The following is a 21,477-nucleotide window of genomic DNA, read 5'->3' on the forward strand; positions in this document are numbered from 1 at the left end:
AGTGATTACGTCAGCCCTCCTCCGGGCCACCGTTCTCCTTGTCGTCGGCCGCCTCGGACTTCTCCTCGGCGCCCTCGGCCTTGCCCGCCTTCTCCGGCTTCGCGCCCTGCGCGCCCGGCTGCGGCTCGGCCACGGCCACCCGCGCGGGGCGGATGGTGCGCTCGCCGATGCGATACCCGGGCTGCAGGATCGCCACGCAGGTCGTCTCGGTGACGTCCGGCGCGTAGCTGTGCATCAGGGCCTCGTGGATGGTCGGGTCGAAGGGCTCGCCCTCCTTGCCGAACTGCTGCAGGCCCAGCTTGGCCGCCACGGTCTCCGTCGACTCGGCCACCGACTTGAAGCCGCCGACCAGTTCGCCGTGTTCCCGCGCGCGGCCGATGTCGTCGAGCACGGGCAGCAGCTCGGACAGGAGGTTCGCGACGGCGATCTCCTTGACCGTGGCCCGGTCCCGCTCGACCCGGCGGCGGTAGTTCTGGTACTCGGCCTGGAGGCGCTGGAGGTCCGCGGTGCGCTCGTTGAGCGCGGTGCGCACCTGGTCCAGCTGGGCGACCAGACCGGCGTCTGCGTTCGCGTCCCCGGCCGGGGCCGCCCCCTCCTCGGGGGCGGTCTTCGGCTCGGCGTCGTCAGGGGTGGCGCCGGAGGGGACGTCGGGCTTCTCCTCGAAGCCCGGGGTCTCCTCCGTCACGCGGCACCGTCCTTGCGCTCGTCGTCCACGATCTCGGCGTCGACGACGTCGTCGTCGGCCTTGGCCTCACCGGCACCGCCGGCGGCGGCACCCGCGGCCTGGGCGTCGGCGTACATGGCCTGGCCCAGCTTCTGCGAGACGGCCGCGACCTTCTCGGTGGCGGTGCGGATCTCGGCGGTGTCCTCGCCCTTGAGCTTCTCCTTCAGCTCGGCGACGGCGGACTCCACCTCGGTCTTGACCTCGCCGGGGACCTTGTCCTCGTTGTCCTTGAGGAACTTCTCGGTCTGGTAGACGAGCTGCTCGCCCTGGTTGCGGGTCTCGGCGGCCTCGCGGCGCTTGTGGTCCTCCTCCGCGTAGCGCTCGGCCTCCTCGCGCATGCGGTCGACCTCGTCCTTCGGCAGCGAGGAGCCGCCGGTGACGGTCATCTTCTGCTCCTTGCCGGTGCCGAGGTCCTTCGCCGTGACGTGCATGATGCCGTTGGCGTCGATGTCGAAGGAGACCTCGATCTGCGGGACGCCGCGCGGCGCCGGCGGCAGACCGGTCAGCTCGAACATGCCGAGCTTCTTGTTGTAGGCCGCGATCTCGCGCTCGCCCTGGTAGACCTGGATCTGCACGGACGGCTGGTTGTCCTCGGCCGTGGTGAAGATCTCGGAGCGCTTGGTCGGGATCGTGGTGTTGCGCTCGATCAGCTTGGTCATGATGCCGCCCTTGGTCTCGATGCCGAGGGACAGCGGGGTGACGTCGAGCAGCAGGACGTCCTTGACCTCGCCCTTGAGGACACCGGCCTGGAGCGAGGCGCCGATGGCGACGACCTCGTCCGGGTTGACGCCCTTGTTGGCCTCCTTGCCGCCGGTCAGCTCCTTGACGAGCTCGGCCACGGCGGGCATACGGGTGGAGCCACCGACGAGCACGACGTGGTCGATGTCGTTGATGGAGATGCCGGCGTCCTTGATGACGTTGTGGAACGGCGTCTTGCAGCGCTCCAGCAGGTCGGCGGTCAGCTGCTGGAACTGGGCGCGGGTGAGCTTCTCGTCCAGGTGCAGCGGGCCCTCGGCGGACGCCGTGATGTAGGGCAGGTTGATCGAGGTCTCGGTGGAGGAGGACAGCTCGATCTTGGCCTTCTCGGCGGCCTCGCGGAGGCGCTGGAGGGCCATCTTGTCCTTGGACAGGTCCACGCCGTGGCCGGACTGGAACTGCTTGACCAGGTAGTCGACGACGCGCTGGTCCCAGTCGTCACCACCGAGGTGGTTGTCGCCGTTGGTGGCCTTCACCTCGACGACGCCGTCGCCGATCTCCAGCAGGGACACGTCGAAGGTGCCGCCACCGAGGTCGAAGACGAGGATCGTCTGGTCGTCCTTGTCGAGGCCGTAGGCCAGCGCGGCGGCGGTCGGCTCGTTGACGATGCGCAGCACGTTCAGACCGGCGATCTCGCCGGCCTCCTTGGTCGCCTGGCGCTCGGAGTCGTTGAAGTACGCCGGGACGGTGATGACCGCGTCGGTCACCTTCTCGCCCAGGTAGGCCTCGGCGTCCCGCTTCAGCTTCTGCAGGATGAAGGCGGAGATCTGCTGCGGGTTGAAGTCCTTCCCGTCCAGCGCGATCTTCCAGTCGGTGCCCATGTGACGCTTGACGGACCGGATGGTCCGGTCCACGTTGGTGACGGCCTGCCGCTTGGCGACCTCACCGACGAGCACCTCGCCGTTCTTCGCGAAGGCGACGACGGACGGCGTGGTCCTGGCGCCCTCGGCGTTGGTGATGACGGTGGGCTCGCCGCCTTCCAGAACGCTGACGACGGAGTTAGTCGTGCCCAGGTCGATGCCGACCGCACGTGCCATGGTTGATTCCTCCAGCTGACTTGAGTGGAACAGACTCAAGTGTGCACGAGCGGGCCCGCTGGGTCAACAGACCTGAGTTAACCAGGCTCAAGTCTTATCCGTTCCTTACACGCAACTGGCTTCTGACCTGCGTCGACGCCATACGGCGAGGCTGCTGAACGGGGATGCGAACCGGCACCCTGAGGAGCACGAGCACCAGCAGCACGGCCCCTCCCGCCACCCACAGTGCGGGCTTCTCCCCCACCCACCCCATGTGCACGAGCACTCCCGCGACCACCGTGACGAAGGAGCAGAACCCGAGCAGCACCACCGCCCCGGGCGGGGTGAGCCCGAGCCGCCGCAACCGGTGCGCGAGGTGGTCCGGCCCGCGCCGCAGCACGGGGCGCCGGCCGAGCAGCCGGACGAGCACCACCAGGGCGGCGTCCGCGACGGCGACGGCGACAAGGCAGAACGCCACCGCCGCGCTCGGCCCGATCGCGTACCCCGCGCGCGTGAAGACGACCGAGGCGGACAGCAGGAACCCGCAGAACAGCGAGCCGCAGGCGCCGAGGCCGACCCGCGCGGGGTGCCAGTTGTGCATCAGGAAGCCGGTGAGGGCGGCGGCGAACACGCTCAGCACCACGGCGAGTCCGTCCATCACCTCGATGGCGGCGCAGGCCCCGGCGCCGAAGGCCGTGACCACGCCGACCGTCCCGGCCAGCCCGTCGGCGTGGTCGAGCCCCCGGAAGACGAGGGAGGCGACGACGATCCAGCCGACGGCGAGCGCACCCCCGGCCACCCCGGTCTCGTCGTACGGCACCACACAGGCCGCCGCCACCGCCGTACCCGCGACGACCACCCGGCCGCGCAGCCGCCAGACGTCGGCGACCAGCCCGAGCGCGGCGACCGCCGCGGCGGCCAGCAGGAGCCTGCCCACCCCGTCCCCCAGAGGGGCGACCCGGGTCCACTCACCCGTCCAGGCGACCAGGCAGGTGACCACGACGACGGCGAGGCCGCCGAACAGCGGAAGGGGGCGCCGGCAGCGCCGGTCGACGACCCCCGCCCGCAGCGCGGGCACCCGGAGCAGTGCCGCCAGTACGGCGGTGAGCAGCAGGGCGGCGGTGGCCGCGGCGATCCCGTAGAGCACGGCTCTAAGGTAGGGGTGAAAGTAGCAATTCGGGATGAATAACACGATCAGATTGCCCGAGGGGTGATCGGCGGGACACGATGGGCGACCCCTCAGCGACCCATATCACCCCGCGCTCCCCTGCATCGCGACGGAAGATAGGGGTAGTCTCAGAGGACTACATAAGTTACCGCTTAGTAATGTTGCTCGGTTAATTCGAGGCCGCCCTCAGGAGCCCCAATGCAACTCGCCGCGATCATCGTGTCGCTGGTCCTGATCGTGGTCGGCGTGGCACTGTTCGGCCGCGCCCTCCTCCAGATCTACAACTTCATGCGTCTCGGCCAGCCGGTGCCGGCCGGGACCAGGACCAACGAACCCGGACAGCGCACCATCACCGTGGCCAAGGAGTTCCTCGGCCACACCCGGATGAACCGCTGGGGCGTCGTGGGCGTGGCGCACTGGTTCGTGGCGGTGGGCTTCTTCTCCCTGCTGCTGACGATCGTCAACGCGATCGGGCAGCTCTTCAAGGCCGACTGGCTCCTGCCGGTCATCGGCGACTGGGCGCCGTACAACGTCTTCGTCGAGTTCCTCGGCACCATGACGACGCTCGGCATTCTGGTGCTGATCGCCATCCGCCAGCTGAGCAAGCCGAACAAGCCGGGCCGCAAGTCCCGCTTCGCCGGCTCCAACTTCGGCCAGGCGTACTTCGTCGAGGCCGTCATCCTGATCGTCGGCGTCTGCATCTTCATGCTGCACGCGCTGGAGGGCGCCCAGCACCACGTCGACGGCTACGAGGCCTCCTTCTTCATCTCGTACCCGGTCGTCGCCTGGCTGAAGGGCATGAGCGTCGGCACGCTCCAGAACCTCACCTACTTCTTCGCCGGCCTGAAGATCGCGACCTCCTTCATCTGGATGATCACGGTCGCCCTGAAGACCGACATGGGCGTGGCCTGGCACCGCTTCCTCGCCTTCCCGAACATCTGGTTCAAGCGCAACGCCGACGGCGAGACCTCGCTCGGCGCGCTGCTCCCGATGACCTCGGGCGGCAAGCCGATCGACTTCACCGACCCCGGCGAGGACGACGTCTTCGGCGTCTCCCAGGTCGAGCAGTTCTCCTGGAAGGGCCTGCTGGACTTCTCCACCTGCACCGAGTGCGGCCGCTGCCAGTCGCAGTGCCCCGCCTGGAACACCGGCAAGCCGCTCTCCCCGAAGCTGCTGATCATGTCGCTGCGCGACCACGCGCACGCCAAGGCGCCGTACCTGCTGGCCGGCGGCGGCAAGACCATGGAGGGCGAGGAGAAGGCGTCCGAGGAGCAGCTGAAGGACGTCCCGGCCGCCGCCCTGGCCGAGGCCGAGCGCCCGCTGATCGGCACCGCCGAGGAGAACGGCGTCATCGACCCGGACGTGCTGTGGTCCTGCACCACCTGCGGCGCCTGCGTCGAGCAGTGCCCGGTGGACATCGAGCACGTCGACCACATCGTCGACATGCGCCGCTACCAGGTCATGATCGAGTCGGCGTTCCCGTCCGAGGCGGGCACGATGCTCAAGAACCTGGAGAAGAAGGGCAACCCCTGGGGCCTGGCCAAGAAGCAGCGCCTGGAGTGGACCAAGGAGGTCGACTTCGAGGTCCCGGTCGTCGGCAAGGACATCGAGGACCTCACCGAGGTCGAGTACCTGTACTGGGTCGGCTGCGCGGGCGCCCTGGAGGACCGCGCCAAGAAAACCACCAAGGCCTTCGCCGAGCTGCTGCACATCGCGGGCGTCAAGTTCGCGATCATGGGCGGCGACGAGAAGTGCACCGGTGACTCCGCCCGCCGCCTGGGCAACGAGCCCCTGTTCCAGGAGCTCGGCATGGAGAACGTGATGGCCCTGAACACGGCGTTCGGCGAGGAGCTGGACGACGACGGCAAGGTCACCGCGGAGTCCCGGAAGCCGAAGTCGGCGAAGAAGATCGTCGCCACCTGCCCGCACTGCCTCAACACGCTCGGCAACGAGTACCCGCAGCTCGGCGGCGACTACGAGGTCATCCACCACACCCAGCTGCTCCAGCACCTGGTGGACGAGGGCAAGCTGGTCCCGGTCACCCCGGTCGAGGGCATCATCACCTACCACGACCCGTGCTACCTGGGCCGCCACAACAAGATCTACACGCCCCCGCGCGAGATCATCGGCAAGGTCCCGGGCCTGCGCAACGAGGAGATGCACCGCCACAAGGAGCGCGGCTTCTGCTGCGGCGCCGGCGGCGCGCGGATGTGGATGGAAGAGCGCATCGGCAAGCGCATCAACAACGAGCGCGTGGACGAGGCGCTGTCCCTCAACCCGGACATCGTCTCCACCGCCTGCCCGTTCTGCCTCGTCATGCTCACCGACTCCGTGAACGGCAAGAAGAACGACGGCAAGGCCAAGGAGTCCATCCAGGTCGTCGACGTCGCCCAGCTCCTGCTGGACTCGGTGAAGACCCCGGCCGACCCGACGGACGCCTCGGAGTCCGAGACGGCGCCGGAGCCCGAGCCGGTGAAGTAACGGCCCCCACGGCCACCCCGGCCCTTCCGGGAACCACAACGCCCCCTGCTTCGCACAGGCAGGGGGCGTTGTCGCGTATCGAGGGCGGGTGTCGTCAGGCCTGCTTCGGGGCCGCCTGCTGGACCACGTCGAAGGACCACAGGGTCGAGCCGGACGCCGCCGGCTTCGGACGGTCGCCCTCCGCGCCGCCCTGGTGTGCGGCCTTCATCGGTCCCTCCATCCACGCCTGGAAGGACTCCTCGTCCCGCCAGCGGGTGTAGACGAGGTACTGGTCGGTGCCCTCGACCGGCCGCAGCAGCTCGAACCACTCGAAGCCGTCGGAGTTCTCCACGGCGTGGGCCCGCGAGGCGAACCGCTTCTCCAGGACCTCCCGCTGCTCGGCGGGCACGGTCAGCACATTGATCTTCACTACGCTCATGACACCATCCTGCGCCTGCCCGCCCGGCTCCGCCGCAGGGGCACCCGGTAACTCGCCACGGGCCTCACACACTTACCGGGTATTTACCGAACCCACGCGCAACCCTCGCGCACCACGGCGGGTCTCCTGATCGCCGACCGCCCACGCGCACCCCGGAGCAGGGCTCTGCGAACGGCTGGAACCCCGGGGGCGCGGACGGTCCGCACCCATCGACCGCGGATGCCCACCGGGCATCCCCCGCATGCCAGGAGAACGCATGCACACGCACCGCCGACTCGCCCTCGCGACGGCCACCGCGGCCGCGCTGACGGGCGGTCTGCTCACCTTCGCCTCCGCCCCCGCCACGGCCGCCGACTCCACCAGGGTCGCCAAGGCCGACTTCAACGGCGACGGCATCGGCGACCTCGCCACCTCCGCCGCCACCGCCTACGTCAGCGGCCACAAGGGCGCCGGCCAGGTCGTCGTCCTGTACGGCTCGAAGACCGGTGTCTCCGCCGCCAAGCGCACGGTCATCTCCCAGAACACCAGCGGCGTCCCCGGCACCGCGGAGGCCGGCGACATGTTCGGCGCCGACCTCGCCTACGCCGACTTCAACCACGACGGCTACGACGACCTCGCCGTGGGCACCCCCGACGAGAAGGTCGGCACCGACACCGACGGCGGCGCCGTCGCCATCCTGTGGGGCTCCAAGAGCGGTCTGACCGGCAAGGCCGCCGACGTCCCCGACCCGGCGCCCGGCTCCCACGACTACTGGGGCCAGAGCCTGGCCGCCGGCGACTTCGACGGCGACGGCAAGGCCGACCTGGTCGTCGGCAGCAGCTCCAGCACCCTCTACCTCTACCGGGGCGGCTTCACCACCGCCGGCAAGCCCGGCAGCCGCACCACCGTCAAGGCGCCGATCCAGTCGGCCTCCGGCACCAGCCCCTACGGCCCGATCAACCTGACCGCGGGCGACGTCAACGGCGACCACCGCACCGACCTCGTGGTCGACGGCTTCGAGACGAAGACCGGCAACGGCTGGAACACCAACTACTGGCTGCCGGGCACCGCCGGCGGCCTCAACGCCTCGGCCGCCAAGACGCTCAAGCCCGGCATCATCACCGCCATCGGCGACATCAACGGCGACGGTTACGGCGACATCGTCAGCGGAGCCGACTGGGACGCCACCGGCAGCGACGGCAAGGCGATACCGGACGCGGCCAACGGCGGCAAGGTCAGCGTCACCTACGGGTCCGCCTCCGGGCCGGCCGGCACCACCGCCATCACCCAGAACACCGGCAACGTCCCCGGCAGCTCCGAGAAGGGCGACGCGTTCGGCTGGGAACTGGACCTCGGCGACATCAACGGCGACGGCTACCAGGACCTCGTCGTCACCACCCCGCAGGAGGACATCTCCGGCGTGAGCAACACCGGCATGGTCACCGTGCTGTACGGCTCGAAGTCGGGCGTGAACACCTCCTCCGGCGCCCAGGCCTTCGCCCAGAGCACCGCGGGCGTCCCCGGCGCCGACGAGAAGAACGACCTGTTCGGCACCGACGTCAAGCTGGACGACGTCACCGGCGACGGCAAGGCGGACCTGCTGATCGGCTCGTACGAGAACGGCGGCGACGGCGCCGTCACCTACCTGCCGTCGACCGGCACGAAGATCACGACGACCGGCTCCCGCGCGGTGTCGGCGTCCGCCGCGGGCATCTCGACCAGCGGCATGCCCCAGTTCGGCTCGGTCTTCGCCGACTGAGACGGTCCAAACCCCCAGTGATCCCTGGGATACGGCGGACCATCCCTTAGGGGATGTCACAGGTCGGCCGCAATGCCGGGCCCGGACGCCCGGGCCCGGCACGTGGCCCTCCGGGACCAGGTACGTTCGATGACGTGGCTGGATTCAGGATCGGACGTGGGGGCCAGGACGACCGCACCCCCCAGGGACAGCAGGCGCCGCAGGGCCCGTCGTACGGCCGGCCCGGCCCGTCGGGCGGGCGGCGGGGGCCGTCGCCGTACGGGCAGCAGGGTCAGCACGGGCAGCCGTACGGGCAGGGCGCGGGCCCCTCGTACGGGCAGCCCGCGGGACGGCCCTCGGGCGCCCCGCACGGCTACCCGTCGGCACCGCAGCCGCCGCAGCCGCCGTACGGGCACGCACCGTACCCGCAGCAGGGCGGGCGGTCGCCGTACGGCTACCAGGGCCAGGCGGACGACGGCCCGGAGTACTTCGACGACGGCTACGCGGGCCACGGCCACGGCGCGCCGGACCCGTACGCGGCCAACAACGCGGGCCACACCCAGGCCTTCTCCATCGACGAGGCCGCCGCGTACACCCAGGGCGCGACCTACCAGGCCGGTGCCGCCGCGCCCGCCGCGCCGACGGGCCCGCCGCTGCACTGGAAGGAGCTGCTGAGGGGCGTCGTCCTCGCCCCCGACCAGACCTTCCTGCGGATGCGGGACTACTCGATGTGGGGCCCGGCCCTGATCGTGACCTTCCTGTACGGCCTGCTCGCCGTGTTCGGCTTCGACAACGCCCGCAAGGAGGCCATCGGCGCCACGCTGTCCAACGCGGTGCCGATCGTGCTGATCACGGCGATCGTGATGGTGCTCGGCCTGTTCGTGCTGGGCGTGGTCACCCACACCCTGGCCCGCCAGCTCGGCGGCGACGGCGCCTGGCAGCCCACGGTGGGCCTGTCCATGCTGATCACGGCCCTCACGGACGCGCCCCGCCTGGTCTTCGCCATGTTCTTCGGCGGCGACGCCGGCTTCGTGCAGATACTCGGCTGGGCGACCTGGCTCGGCGCGGGCGCCCTGCTCACCCTGATGGTGTCCCGCTCCCACGACCTGCCCTGGCCCCGGGCGCTGGGCGCGTCGGCGATCCAGCTGATCGCGCTGCTGTCGATCGTGAAGCTGGGCACGTTCTAGTCCCGATCGGCTCCCCCCCTCGCATACGGAAGGGCCCCCGGCCGCGAAGCCGGGGGCCCTTTCCGTATGTCCGGGTGGCCGGTGTCCTCAGGCGTCGAGGACCTGGCCGTCGTGCTTCACCACGGGCGGTTCCACGCTCCACGGGAAGTTGATCCAGTCGTCCGTGCGCTTCCACACGTACTCGCACTTCACGAGGGAGTGGGACTTCTCATAGATCACCGCGGAGCGGACCTCGGCGACGGTGTCGAGGCAGAAGTCGCGGACGAGCTTCAGCGTCTTGCCGGTGTCGGCGACGTCGTCGGTGATCAGCACCTTCTTGTCGGAGAAGTCGATCACGTTGGGCACGGGCGCCAGCATGACCGGCATCTCCAGGGTGGTGCCCACGCCCGTGTAGAACTCGACGTTCACCAGGTGGATGTTCTTGCAGTCCAGCGCGTAGGCGAGGCCGCCCGCGACGAACACGCCGCCCCGCGCGATGCTGAGCACGATGTCCGGCTGGTAGCCGTCGTCCGCGATGATCTGCGCCAGCTCGCGGACGGCGCCGCCGAACTGGTCGTAGGACAGGTTCTCCCGCACGTCACTCATGATCTGAATGCCCTCACACCTGGGTCCGATGGAAATTGACATAGGACCGCGAGGCGGTCGGCCCGCGCTGGCCCTGGTACCGCGACCCGTACCGTTCACTGCCGTACGGGAACTCGGCGGGCGAGGACAGCCGGAACATGCACAGCTGCCCGATCTTCATCCCGGGCCAGAGCTTGATGGGCAGGGTGGCGAGGTTGGACAGCTCCAGGGTGACGTGTCCGCTGAACCCCGGGTCGATGAACCCGGCGGTGGAGTGCGTGACGAGCCCGAGCCGGCCGAGCGAGCTCTTCCCCTCGAGCCGCGAGGCGAGATCGTCGGGCAGCGAGATGACCTCGTACGTCGAGGCGAGCACGAACTCCCCCGGGTGCAGGATGAACGGCTCGTCCCCGTCGGGCTCCACGAGCCGGGTCAGGTCGGGCTGCTCGACCGAGGGGTCGATGTGCGGGTACCGGTGATTCTCGAACACCCGGAAATAACGGTCCAGCCGGACATCGATGCTCGACGGCTGCACCATGGATTCGTCATAGGGATCGATGCGCACCCGCCCGGCGTCGATCTCGGCCCGGATGTCCTTGTCTGAGAGAAGCACGTAGCGAGGATACGCAAGGCGCGCGGAGCCATGACAATCGTGACGACTCCGCGCGCCGGTGGTGACGGGCCGACTACAGCCGGTCCCGTGCGGTTGCCTCTACCCCTGCTTCTCCAGGGCGACCGGTACGACGCTGCGGAGCCGGGCACACCGGGGGCACCTCATGAGCCGACCGGGGCCGAGCCGCTCGGCCTGCTGCATCGGGAACGAAGCGGTGCTGAAGACGTGCCCATCCGCACAGCGGACGACGGTGCGTTCCATCAAGTCCCTTAAGTCCCTTCCCCAAGAGCCTCGTCGGGCTGACCAACCCGACGACAAAAGCCACATTACGGGATCAAAGAGACGACTCTCCAGGCGGCACTCCGGCCCCTTCGGGACCCTCCCCCACACCTCCACCGTACGCCCCAACTCCCGCCCGCCGCAGCCGGATCCCCACCCTGAAACCCGCTCAGGCCCCCGGGTCCGAGCACCGAGGGCCTGCGATGAGGTACAGTGAGCGAGCGTCGGACACGGACCCCTCTCGGGGGCTTTGTCCGTACTTACGCGGGTGTAGTTTAATGGTAGAACATCAGCTTCCCAAGCTGAGAGCGCGAGTTCGATTCTCGTCACCCGCTCCAGAGAAAAACCCCAGGTCAGTGGCCTGGGGTTTGTTTGTTGTCTGGTCCAATTCGGGGCGGCGTGCCCCCTGTGTGCCCTAAGTCGGCAGGCAGGCGGCTGCACCGAAGTCGCAAGAGCGGAGCCACCGACCCCTAGGTACAGGAGCGTGGTTTGGGTTTTACTGATCGCGGTCCTGCTTCGACCCAACGCAACCCGCCAGCAGCAGGACTGCCACGAGGCTGCTTGTAATTCCAGCCGTAGGACTCAGCGCTACCTTGGCCTTCATGTCGCCCCCACACGCATCTGGCAATGCTTGTGATGATCGCATGTGTGATGGCGCTCACCACAGGCTTCGAGTTCACTCTCCGCTCTGAGCGGACTGGAGGTGAGCTCATGCCCGGGCCGTCTCTGGGCCGTGCGGGGGTGCTCAACGATGACAGTCGACGACCGCTCTTCCCCTACTCAGAGACGGTGCTTCGCGTACCCACGCAGGTGCTCATCCGTGAAGCAGAGTTGAGGAAGATCAGAAGTCGTCCGTGCCCCGTCCGTGCCCGATCGTGCAGAGAGGCGATCAGTCGAGCCACACGAGCATGGCGTCATCCGCTGCCGCGGCAGCCCCGAAGAACTGCGCCAGGCCGTCGTACCAGTGACGCCCCCACTCAAGCGCTCCAGGCTCATCCCATCCGAGGGGATACACCCCAGCCAGGGGATACACAGCAGCCTTAGTCAGGTCGGCCGGATTCACGCCGCTAACCAGCTGGTCATACGTGGTGGCACGCAGCGCCCGCGCGGCAAGACCCACCCGCTCCGAGCGTAGGTACCTCGGCGGCCCGTAACCCCAGTCCTCATCCTCGGCAAACGGCTCCTCACCATGGATGACGTCCACCGGGAAGTCGGCACGCGTCAAGAGGAAGCCCAGCATGTCCCAGGTCTTGGACGTGCTGAAATGACGCGCTTCGGTCGGCGCAGGTTCGGACTCCTCCTCGGCGTCCTGGACCTCTTCGGCGAAATCCAGCGCCCAGTCAGGGTCCTGAATCGCCCGGCCGAGCTCAGCAGCCGTAACGCGCAGGTACTCACCGATCATGCTCATGGCCGGAGACTAGACGAGGCCTCTGACAGCGGTGGGCGGGCAGACCGTCTCAGTTTCCGTCTCGTTCAGCCTCGTTCAGCAATGTTCATCTGAGCCGCCGTGCCGGTTCCAACCTGGGTCGCGAGCCGCCCACGAACCCAGGTAAACGCCCCCTGCACACACCCCACCACCACAGTTGGAAAGCGTGCACGCCTACAGGGACTTTGGAGGGGGGTGGTATCGAAGCTTCACGAGCTCCCGGACCGACGCGGCTCGGGGACCTCTTCTGAGCCACCCCCCTTGGTCGCGCTCTCGCCGTACCACGGCAGCAGACCGACCCAACGCCCCGAAGAGTACTGGCGGGTACTGACAACGCCGCTGCACCACAAGCGCACCAGATGCAGCGGGGAACCACGGCGAAGTCGGTTGACGCCGACGAGGCCACTGTCCAGCTGTCCCTCCAGGTCAGGGCTGCAACGGGCCCGGGATGCCCGCAGCTTCCCAAACTGCGTCACCTCAGACACAGCGAAGGCCTTGATGCCGACCGCCGGCATCGAGGCCCTTCCGGTCGTCAGCTCAGACAGGAAGCAGCAGACCAGCTGCGGAACCTTCTGCGACCGCCGCGGCCACCATCAGAACGGCCTCAAGTGACTTTCGCATTTTGCTCATGGTGCTCCCCCTTCGAGTAGCGCGGGCAGTTGCGTTACCTGACGTAGTGCTTCCTAGGACCAGTGCAACGAACCTCAGTGCCAACGCGGCCGAAGCGAGTACGAGGAAGGGCGCAAGGGGAATCGAACCCCAAACTCCTGCCCCTAGTCTCAACTGACGACGCGCCGAGCATATATGGACCACTCCACCGCGAGTGCTCAAAGTGGGCCAACAGTCCTCTCTGGAACGGCCGTGCCAGATGCGTGCCAGGTCGTGCGGGGAATCACGGGGAACAGCGGGTACCAAAGCGGTGGGCAGGCTGGGAGCCGAGGCGCTCCGCCGCAGGCCAACAGGGCAACCCTGGCCGAAGCACCCAAGCTTCCCAAGCTGAGAGCGCGAGTTCGATTCTCGTCACCCGCTCTTTTGGAGCCCCAGGTCAGCGGCCTGGGGCTTGTTCATTGAGGGGCCGATGCTGCGTGGGCGGGCACAAGCCCCTTGTGGAAGCGGGCTCTTGACCGCCGGGGCCCTGCGTCAGAGCGGGAGGTCGTCGGGGAGTACCCGGAACGCCTTGTAACGGCCCAGCGGGCGTACGGCCCGGAAGTCTCGTCGGTCGAGGGTGAGAATCGCGTCCGTGTCGTAGTCGGCGGCAAGCGCCACGTTCACCGCGTCGGCGAGGTCGAGGTCCAGCGCGCGGTAACGGACACGGACGGACTGGGCTGCGCCCAGGTGGTCCTCCGTGATCTCCGGCAGGACGACACGACCCCGGCTCATCCAGCGCCGCAGGTCGTCGACAGCGCTGAGGGCGGCCTCCCTGCCGAGCTCACGCGTCGCCACGTGATCCAGGTCGGCCAGCAGGAGCGGGGACATGACCAGCAGGCCCGCCGCCACGATGGCCTCGTTCGCCGCCCGGTGTTCCGGGTGAGCCGAGTCCAGGGCCGCCAGAAGGCCGGACGTATCGGCGGTCGCCCCGTCGGCCGCGCAACCGGACCGGGCGCGCCGTCAGGCGGAACGTGTCGTCGACCGAGCAGGCCGGGTCGCACGGAACGATGGGCTTCCGGAACCGGCGGCCGCCGCAATGCTTCACGTCGCCCTGTACGGCGATGAGGACCGGGCGGCTCAGAGGCGACCGTCAGCTCACCGGAGCAATCTCATCGGCCAGGTCGCGGATGCGTTTTTCGATCTCGTCACGGATCGGGCGAACCGCTTCCACGCCTTGCCCGGCCGGGTCGGGGAGTTGCCAGTCGAGGTAGCGCTTGCCGGGGAACACGGGGCAGGTGTCGCCGCAGCCCATCGTGATGACGACGTCGGACGCCTGGACCGCCTCCACCGTGAGCACCTTGGGCACTTCGGCCGCGATGTCGATGCCCACCTCCGCCATCGCTTCCACGACCGCCGGGTTGACGGTGTCGGCGGGAGCGGAGCCTGCGGAGCGGACTTGGACGCGGGCGCCGGCGAGGTGGGTGAGGAAGGCGGCGGCCATCTGTGAGCGGCCTGCGTTGTGGACGCAGACGAACAGGACGGACGGGGCGGCGGTGTCAGACAAGGGCTGAATCTTCCTGAGGTGCGGGGGCGGGGAAGCAGCGGCGGGCGTACAGGGCGACGTACACCAGGCCGATGAGGACGGGCACCTCGATGAGGGGGCCGACGACGCCGGCGAGGGCCTGCCCGGAGGTGGCGCCGAAGGTGGCGATGGCGACGGCGATGGCCAGCTCGAAGTTGTTGCCCGCAGCGGTGAACGCCAGCGTCGTGGTCCGCGAGTAGTCGAGGCCGACCGCACGGCCCAGAGCCATGGACCCGGCCCACATGACGCCGAAGTAGACCAGCAGCGGCAGGGCGATGCGGGCGACGTCCAGCGGCTGTGAGGTGATCGCGTCACCTTGCAGGGCGAAGAGGACGACGATCGTGAACAGCAGTCCGTACAGGGCGAAGGGACCGATGCGCGGGATGAGCTTGGACTCGTACCAGGTGCGGCCCTTGGTCTTCTCGCCGATGCGTCGGGTGAGGTAGCCGGCCGCGAGCGGGATGCCGAGGAAGATGAGCACGCTGCGGGCGATCTCCCAAACCGACACGTTCAGGCCGGTCTGTTGCAGGCCGAGCCGGCCGGGCAGGACGGAGAGGTAGAACCAGCCCAGTGCCGAGAAGGCGATGACCTGGAAGACGGAGTTCAGGGCGACCAGGACGGCGGCGGCTTCGCGGTGGCCGCAGGCGAGGTCGTTCCAGATGACGACCATGGCGATGCAGCGGGCCAGGCCGACGATGATCAGGCCGGTGCGATAGGCGGGCAGGTCCGGCAGGAACAGCCACGCCAGCGCGAACATGAGCGCCGGGCCTACGATCCAGTTGAGCAGCAGGGACGGCAGCAACAGGCGGCGGTCGCGGGTGACGGTGTCGAGGCGGTCGTAACGCACCTTGGCCAGCACCGGGTACATCATCACGAGCAGTCCCAAGGCGATCGGCAGGGACACCCCCGTCACGGTCACCTTGGCCAGCGCGTCACCCAGGCCCGGTACCAGACGGCCCAGACCGAGGCCCACGGCCATGGCCGCGAGGATCCATACGGCCAGGTAGCGGTCGACGAAGGACAGGCGTCGGGCCACGTTCCCTTCGGGCACGGCAGTGCTCACGAGGCGGCTCCGGCCGGCGCGGTCCGCTCGGGCAGCGGCTCACCGGCCGGACGGGTCAGGATCCCGGCGAGACGGTCGGTCATCTCCGGGACGAGCCAGTAGTAGACCCAGGTGCCGCGCCGCTCGCAGTCGATCAGGCCCGCCTGCCGCAGCAGCTTCAGGTGGTGCGAGATCGTCGGCTGGGACAGCTCGAAGGCCGGGGTCAGGTCGCAGACGCACACCTCGCCGCCCGCCCGGGAGGCGATCATCGACAGCAGGCGCAGCCGCACGGGATCACCCAGCGCCTTGAACACCTTCGCCAGCTCCACGGCCTGGCCCTCGTCCAGGGGAGCGGTCAGCAGCCCAGGGCAGCACGCTCCGGCGTCATCGCTCTGACCGAGCACCACCAGCTCTTGATTCGACATACCTCTATGTTGACAGCCTTCGATCCAGCACACAATCTTGCATCGACAGACATCAATGCAACCGGATGGGAGCCCGTCATGTCTCGCGCTCAGCTCGCCCTGCGTGTCAGTGACCTTGAAGCGTCGATCACCTTCTACTCGAAGCTGTTCGGCACCGAACCGGCCAAGCGGCGCGAGGGCTATGCCAACTTCGCCATCACCGAGCCGCCGCTCAAGCTCGTGCTGATCGAGGGTGAGCCCGGCGAGGAGACCCGCCTCGACCACCTCGGCGTCGAGGTCGAGTCCACCGACCAGGTCAACGCCGCCACCACCCGGCTCAAGGACGCGGGCCTGGCCACCTTCGAGGAGAACGACACGTCCTGCTGCTACGCGCTCCAGGACAAGGTGTGGGTCCACGGCCCCGGCAAGGAGCCGTGGGAGGTCTACGTCGTGAAGGCCGACGCCGACAGCCTCGGCAGGAGCGCCGACCCCGACGCCACCGGTGACGGCTGCTGCACCAGCCAGGCCACCGAGGAGACCCCTGTAGCGGCCGGGTGCGCCTGCGGCTAGGGATCCGAACGGCCTGGTAGCCCACGGCCGGCCGTCTCAGTTTCCGTCTCATTCGGCGACGGTCACCACCGTTCAGGGGAGTCCTGCCGACGACTTCCGCTGAACAAACGGACGCGCATGAACAAGGCCCAGGTCGGCGACCTGGGCCTTGTTCATGCGCGCAACGATCACTCTGCGTGTCCGGACCGGCGGCCGATGGGGACGTGTCCCCGGAGCATGACTCGCCGACCGAGTTCATGTGACGCCAGGCGCTAGTCGGACGCCGGTACGAAGACCGTCTGCGAGGTGGCCGACTGGAAGTTGGCGTCTGCGTCGAACACGGCTCGGTAGTAGCCGGCGCCGCTCTGGTCGAGGTCCGCGGCGAAATCGTTGCCGCTACCGCCCCAGGTTGCCTCGACCGTGGTGAGCGTCGACCAGTTCACGCCGTCGGGCGAGTACTGGATGTGGACGTTGATCGAGCCGGGCGTCCACCCGTCGGGGAAGTCGATGAGGCCCTCCGCGTGAACGTGTTCCGTGTCGGAGCGGGCGGTCGTGAAGGACGTGAATCTCGAAGCCCGGTGCACGTGGACGACGTCGCTCGTACCGGTGCCGGCCTGGAGGAACGGGTCGTCCGAGGTGTCCAGGGCAAGTTGGAAGTAGCCGCCCTGCCACGGCGTGTAGTCCATGGTGAATGTGCCGTCGTCAGCGGTGGTGAAGCGGCCCACGAGGTCGGTCTGCGCATCGTCGGGGCCGAACAGGACGCCTCCGGAGCGCCCGGCCAGGGGCACCCAGCCGTCCGCGGTCTTCTGTTCCACCTTGACGCTCAGCGTGACCGGTTGGCCGAAGTCGACGTCGGTCGCGCTCACCGTGGACGTGAAACGGGTGGGAACCTGATCGACACCGATCTGAACCGTCTCCGACTCCCCGTACAGCACCGGCGGCGTGCCACCGTCCATTCTGAACACCGCCTGGATGGGCGCGGCGGCGTCGAGCCGCACCGAGGCGGTGAAGTGCCCCTGGGCGTCAGTGGTCACAGTGGTCTGCGTCCAGTAGTCGACATCGATATCGACGTGGCGTGCCGCGAGAGGCTTCACCTGACGGGTCGGCCACCGCCCGTACAGCGTCCCCTCGACCTGCACGTCACGGTGGTCCCGGTCGATGGCCGTGCGGTCGACGGTGAGCGCGCCGAACTGCGCCACGACGTAGTAGGCGAAGTCCCCCGCGGACCGACGGGAAACGTGGCCGCCATCGGCGTCCGTCACGTCCACGTCGATCCGGTACTGGCCGAACTCCGGCAACTTCAAGGGCTCTTTGGTGCGCCAGACGCCGTCCTGGCGAGTGCCGGAGAAGAGACGGAAGTCCTCGGTCCCTATCTTGGCGACCCCGGTCTGCGAGGTGTACGAGACCAGGTGCGCCGTGATGTCCCTGATGTCGGCCCCGGACCGGGCATTGATCTGCAGGATCCCGAGGTCGTCCGACACGCTACCGGCATAGGTGACCTCCGGCTGGTCCGCGGCCTGCGCGGCTGTCACACCTCCCAGGCCGAACGCGGCGGCTACGCCGGCCACGGTGACCCATCTGCATATTCTCCGCAACAACACTCTCGATCCCCACCCCTGACGCTTTCGAGACGGCGGAACCCCTACGGAACGCCCGCCCGGCCGCCATCTTTATATCCACCACTCAGTAGGAACGCGGGGCGTTTGGAAGCGTGCGCGCGACTTCGCGATGCCCAAGTGCGGTGGAACAGTGACGACTTGCATCGATGGTCGTCCACCAGTGCAGCTCCGCCCGCGCCCGGAGTCGGCTGCCGTGAGCGCTGACGTCGTCTCCGTGACTGCCCGGAGGGCCGGTGGGCCACGGGACAGCAGCGGGGTGAATCCGCGTCGTCGGTGACGCTCCTGCGAGCCGGCCGGCGTCCGGGTCACCGGGGCACGGGGCCCGTCACCCGCAGGCCCTAGTCTGATCCCCGTGAGGCAGACAGGCGCTCGGAAGGACGATCGGTGATGACGCCCCTGAGCACCGGGGACCCGGAGTCCATCGGCGGGTACACCCTTCTCGGGCGGCTCGGGGCGGGCGGCATGGGGGTCGTCTATCTGGGAGTCTCCGCCTCGGGCCGGCAGGTCGCGGTCAAGCTCGCGCACGGGCCCCTTGCGCAGGAAGAGGAGTTCCGGACGCGCTTCCGGCAGGAGGTCGCGGCGGCGCGGCGCGTGAGCGGTGCCTTCACCGCGCCGGTCGTGGACGCCGACCCGGACGCCGACCGGCCGTGGATGGCGACGCTCTACGTGCCGGGGCTCAACCTGGCCGAGGTCGTGGAGCGGGACGGCCCGCTGAACCTGCGGGAGTTGCGCGCGCTGGGGCTCGGGCTCGCCGAGGCGCTGCGCGACATCCACCGGGCGGGTCTGGTGCACCGGGACCTCAAGCCGCGCAACATCCTGATGACCGAGGACGGGCCGCGCGTCATCGACTTCGGCATCTCGCGCGCCGCCGACAACCAGAACCTCACCACGACCGGGCGGATGATCGGCACTCCGCCGTTCATGTCGCCGGAACAACTGGCCGCCCCCCGGGACGTCACCCCGGCCTCGGACGTGTTCTCGCTGGGGTCACTGCTGGTGTTCGCGGCCGTCGGCACGGGACCGTTCGACGCCGACAGCCCGTACATAACCGGCTACCAGGTGGTGCACGGGACCCCGGACCTCGACGGGGTGCCCGCAGCGCTCCTCGGCGTCGTCGAGCGCTGCCTGGACAAGGACCCGGCCGCGCGACCGGACCTGACGGAGCTGCACCGCATGCTCCAGGCGCTGCCGGAGTCCGACGTCACCGGGTCCGCGACGGCCGCGCAGTCCGCGCAGTCCGCGCACCCCGAGCGCCGGCCCGCTGCCCGGAGCGCGGCCCCCGCCTCGGCAGATGCCGAAACCGGTAACGGAACCGGTGCCGGAACCGGCAGGCGCCGCCGGACACGGATGCTGCTCACCGGCCTCGGCGCGGCGCTGGGCGTCACGGGGCTGGTCGTCGGGGTGGGCGTCTTCGCGTCCGACGCGCACACCACCACCGCCTCCGAGAGCACCCGCGCCGCGTCACTGCCCGACGGCTGGCGGCCATGGCGCACGCGGCTGCGGGACGACGTGCAGGGTGTACCGCTCGACTACGACGACCCCGGATGCGTGACGGAGCGAAGCGCCCTGTTCTGCGGCGGTACGGGCTTCACGGTCGCCCGGATCGACGCGGCCTCCGGCCGCACCCTGTGGCGGTCCGGCACCCGGCCCCAGGGGGTGCAGCCGATCGGCGTTCGCGACGGTCTGGTCTATGTGTACGAGGACCCGGACGACACGACCAGGCGCGTGGTGGCCCTGGACGCGGCCACCAGGCACCGGCGTTGGCAGCGCGACATCAACAAGTCCGAGGCGGCGGTCCTCTACGACGGCGGGCTGCTGACCCTGTCTCCCGACTCGTCGTCGTTCGTGGCCTACGGGCCTGCCGGTCGGGAACGGTGGCGGGCGCCCTCGCCGGCCGAGTACTGCACTCCGTCGGTGCTGGGAGGCGTCCCCTACGCCCTGTGCTCGAAGGGCACCGAGCCCGGCCAGGCCCCCGTCCGGCTGATGAAGCTCGAACCCGGGGGCCTGACCGCGATCGCGACACTGCCCGAGAAGGCGGAAGCGCTCGGCGCCGTCGACGGGCAGCCGCTGTTCCTCGCCCCCCAGACCGCGAAGGACGTGTACGAGGCCGGGTACGAGCGGCCGTACAACGCGCTGCTGCGCGTGGTCCCGGAAACCGGACAGGTCAGACGGACACCGCTGGCGCACCCGCTGACCGGCGCGGCCACCCTGGTGGACGGCGTCGTCTACTTCGTCCGGTCCGACGGGTCGGTCACCGCGGTGTCGGCGGACAGCGGCAGGCAACTGTGGCAGAAGACGACGGACATGGAGAGTCTGTCCGCGCCCGCCGTGTCGACGACGTACAAGCGGGTCTACTTCTGCAACCGCTTCGGCCGGCTGCTGGCGCTGGACAGCCGCACCGGAGCGGAGGTCTGGCGCACCTCCGCGCCGGCCGACCCCGGGGACAAGACGCAGTCCTATCCGCCGCGCGTGCTGCTGGTCGAGGACGCGATCGTGGCGACGGCCGGCGACACGGCCTTCTCCCGGAGCCCGGACGGGCCCAAGTGACCTGCGCGGTGAGCCCGCACGACGCGGCGAGGAGAGACGCCCCCTGAGGCCGGCACCCGGAAACCGGGTGCCGGCGTCTCCCGTGGATCCCTACCGGCGTACGGCACCCCGGGCAGGTGCCGAGCGGTCGTCGGTGTCGCAGTGGCCAGGGCCCCTGCCGTAGTCGCCGTAGCCGGGGTGTTCCCGGTCCCTGATCGCGGTGGGGTCGGTGGCGGTGTGGGTGGTGGTGTCACCGCCTCCGGTGACGATGGCGGTGTTGGTGACCTGCGCAGGGGCGTCGCAGGAGACGTCGACCTTCAGGGTGATGGGCGGGTAGCCGTGCCCGGCGGGCAGGACGTCGCCGCGGGTGCAGGTGAGGGTGGCGAGAACGCAGTGCCATCCCGTGCCGGTGATGCCGTCGGCCCGAAGACCCGCGGGGAGGGTGTCGTGGACGGTGACCGTGGTGCCGTCGGTCGGACCGGCCGACGGGGCGTTGGCCACGGTGATGGTGTAGACGCCGTCCCTGCCCCGGACGAAGGTCCCCGGGTGGCTCTTGGCGATGGTCAGGGAGGGACGGCCGACCGGGACGACCGTGAAGGTGATGCCGGTGTTGCCGGTGTCGTCCAGGATGCGGGGGTCGGTGGCGGCGGTGGCACCGGCGTCGGTGAGGCCGGCGGTGGCGATGGCGTTGTTCACCGGCACCGTCCTGTCGTCGTCCTGGGTGACGTGGGCGTGCTGAACCGTGGCGGCGAGGGCCGCGGCCAGGGCGATCGCGAGAACGGCCGGCCTGGCCGCCATGACCGCTCCTGCCCTGCGGGCCT

The 21,477-nt window shown here is 69.3% G+C and carries 18 protein-coding genes and 1 tRNA gene; 6 read left to right on the forward strand and 13 right to left on the reverse strand.

The annotated features are described in order from the left end of the window. Nucleotides 1-10: 10 nt before the first annotated feature. The 3 genes from grpE to ACSP97_RS17230 all read right to left on the reverse strand — a co-directional run bounded on the left by grpE (nucleotide 11) and on the right by ACSP97_RS17230 (nucleotide 3,643). A complete protein-coding gene (gene grpE, locus ACSP97_RS17220; RefSeq protein ID WP_355146240.1) occupies nucleotides 11-685 on the reverse strand; it encodes a nucleotide exchange factor GrpE in 675 nt (224 codons plus the stop codon). Further along, a complete protein-coding gene (dnaK, locus tag ACSP97_RS17225; RefSeq protein WP_146465117.1) occupies nucleotides 682-2,517 on the reverse strand; it encodes a molecular chaperone DnaK in 1,836 nt (611 codons plus the stop codon). The genes grpE and dnaK overlap by 4 nt, the downstream gene beginning before the upstream one ends. Nucleotides 2,518-2,611: 94 nt before the next feature. Next, nucleotides 2,612-3,643 carry an MraY family glycosyltransferase gene (locus tag ACSP97_RS17230; protein WP_355146242.1) on the reverse strand — a complete coding sequence of 344 codons (1,032 nt, stop codon included), beginning with the start codon at nucleotides 3,641-3,643 and terminating at the stop codon, nucleotides 2,612-2,614. Between the two features lie 219 nt (nucleotides 3,644-3,862). Here ACSP97_RS17230 and ACSP97_RS17235 point away from each other — a divergent pair, with 219 nt between their 5' ends. Further along, nucleotides 3,863-6,145: a (Fe-S)-binding protein gene (locus tag ACSP97_RS17235; RefSeq protein WP_355146244.1), complete on the forward strand. Its 2,283-nt coding sequence runs from the start codon at nucleotides 3,863-3,865 to the stop codon at nucleotides 6,143-6,145. Between the two features lie 94 nt (nucleotides 6,146-6,239). On the opposite strand, the gene ACSP97_RS17240 is transcribed toward ACSP97_RS17235, so the two are convergent. Then, nucleotides 6,240-6,563 carry an antibiotic biosynthesis monooxygenase family protein gene (locus ACSP97_RS17240; RefSeq protein ID WP_355528588.1) on the reverse strand — a complete coding sequence of 108 codons (324 nt, stop codon included), beginning with the start codon at nucleotides 6,561-6,563 and terminating at the stop codon, nucleotides 6,240-6,242. Between the two features lie 256 nt (nucleotides 6,564-6,819). Between ACSP97_RS17240 and ACSP97_RS17245 the strand changes: the two genes are divergently transcribed. Then, nucleotides 6,820-8,301: an FG-GAP and VCBS repeat-containing protein gene (locus ACSP97_RS17245; RefSeq protein ID WP_440558182.1), complete on the forward strand. Its 1,482-nt coding sequence runs from the start codon at nucleotides 6,820-6,822 to the stop codon at nucleotides 8,299-8,301. 53 nt (nucleotides 8,302-8,354) lie between these two features. Then, the gene (locus ACSP97_RS17250; protein ID WP_355528592.1) at nucleotides 8,355-9,467 is read left to right on the forward strand and encodes a YIP1 family protein; all 1,113 of its coding nucleotides are present in this window, start codon (nucleotides 8,355-8,357) and stop codon (nucleotides 9,465-9,467) included. 87 nt (nucleotides 9,468-9,554) lie between these two features. Here ACSP97_RS17250 and ACSP97_RS17255 read toward each other — a convergent pair whose 3' ends face one another. Beyond that, nucleotides 9,555-10,052: a phosphoribosyltransferase gene (locus tag ACSP97_RS17255; RefSeq protein ID WP_440558184.1), complete on the reverse strand. Its 498-nt coding sequence runs from the start codon at nucleotides 10,050-10,052 to the stop codon at nucleotides 9,555-9,557. 13 nt (nucleotides 10,053-10,065) lie between these two features. Then, nucleotides 10,066-10,641, reverse strand: coding sequence for a dCTP deaminase (dcd, locus tag ACSP97_RS17260; protein WP_146465110.1), 576 nt, complete (start codon nucleotides 10,639-10,641; stop codon nucleotides 10,066-10,068). A gap of 543 nt (nucleotides 10,642-11,184) precedes the next feature. Between dcd and ACSP97_RS17265 the strand changes: the two genes are divergently transcribed. Continuing rightward, a tRNA-Gly gene (locus ACSP97_RS17265) sits at nucleotides 11,185-11,258 on the forward strand. Nucleotides 11,259-11,809: 551 nt separating this feature from the next. Here ACSP97_RS17265 and ACSP97_RS17270 read toward each other — a convergent pair. The 5 genes from ACSP97_RS17270 to ACSP97_RS17290 form a co-directional block, all read right to left on the reverse strand. Beyond that, nucleotides 11,810-12,328 carry a YfbM family protein gene (locus ACSP97_RS17270; RefSeq protein ID WP_355321663.1) on the reverse strand — a complete coding sequence of 173 codons (519 nt, stop codon included), beginning with the start codon at nucleotides 12,326-12,328 and terminating at the stop codon, nucleotides 11,810-11,812. Between the two features lie 1,158 nt (nucleotides 12,329-13,486). Next, nucleotides 13,487-13,897: a PIN domain-containing protein gene (locus tag ACSP97_RS17275; protein ID WP_440558445.1), complete on the reverse strand. Its 411-nt coding sequence runs from the start codon at nucleotides 13,895-13,897 to the stop codon at nucleotides 13,487-13,489. 187 nt (nucleotides 13,898-14,084) lie between these two features. Beyond that, nucleotides 14,085-14,498 (reverse strand): arsenate reductase ArsC, encoded by a 414-nt coding sequence (locus tag ACSP97_RS17280; protein ID WP_355321657.1) that lies wholly within the window; start codon nucleotides 14,496-14,498, stop codon nucleotides 14,085-14,087. After that, complete coding sequence (gene arsB, locus ACSP97_RS17285) at nucleotides 14,491-15,552, reverse strand: ACR3 family arsenite efflux transporter (RefSeq protein WP_440558446.1); 1,062 nt, start codon at nucleotides 15,550-15,552, stop codon at nucleotides 14,491-14,493. The genes ACSP97_RS17280 and arsB overlap by 8 nt, the downstream gene beginning before the upstream one ends. Nucleotides 15,553-15,575: 23 nt before the next feature. Next, nucleotides 15,576-15,983, reverse strand: coding sequence for an ArsR/SmtB family transcription factor (locus ACSP97_RS17290; protein ID WP_435643453.1), 408 nt, complete (start codon nucleotides 15,981-15,983; stop codon nucleotides 15,576-15,578). Nucleotides 15,984-16,061: 78 nt separating this feature from the next. Here ACSP97_RS17290 and ACSP97_RS17295 point away from each other — a divergent pair, with 78 nt between their 5' ends. Then, entirely contained in the window at nucleotides 16,062-16,532 is a 471-nt protein-coding gene (locus tag ACSP97_RS17295; protein ID WP_355321652.1) for an ArsI/CadI family heavy metal resistance metalloenzyme, read from the forward strand. Between the two features lie 251 nt (nucleotides 16,533-16,783). On the opposite strand, the gene ACSP97_RS17300 is transcribed toward ACSP97_RS17295, so the two are convergent. Beyond that, entirely contained in the window at nucleotides 16,784-18,079 is a 1,296-nt protein-coding gene (locus ACSP97_RS17300) for a hypothetical protein (protein WP_440558188.1), read from the reverse strand. A 438-nt stretch (nucleotides 18,080-18,517) separates the two neighbouring features. Here ACSP97_RS17300 and ACSP97_RS17305 point away from each other — a divergent pair, with 438 nt between their 5' ends. Further along, nucleotides 18,518-20,677 carry a protein kinase domain-containing protein gene (locus ACSP97_RS17305; protein WP_440558190.1) on the forward strand — a complete coding sequence of 720 codons (2,160 nt, stop codon included), beginning with the start codon at nucleotides 18,518-18,520 and terminating at the stop codon, nucleotides 20,675-20,677. Between the two features lie 90 nt (nucleotides 20,678-20,767). Here ACSP97_RS17305 and ACSP97_RS17310 read toward each other — a convergent pair whose 3' ends face one another. Continuing rightward, entirely contained in the window at nucleotides 20,768-21,454 is a 687-nt protein-coding gene (locus tag ACSP97_RS17310) for a hypothetical protein (RefSeq protein WP_440558197.1), read from the reverse strand. Nucleotides 21,455-21,477: the final 23 nt, after the last annotated feature.

The organism is Streptomyces sp. SCPE 10 (genome assembly GCF_051980735.1).
GTDB lineage: Bacteria > Actinomycetota > Actinomycetes > Streptomycetales > Streptomycetaceae > Streptomyces > Streptomyces misionensis.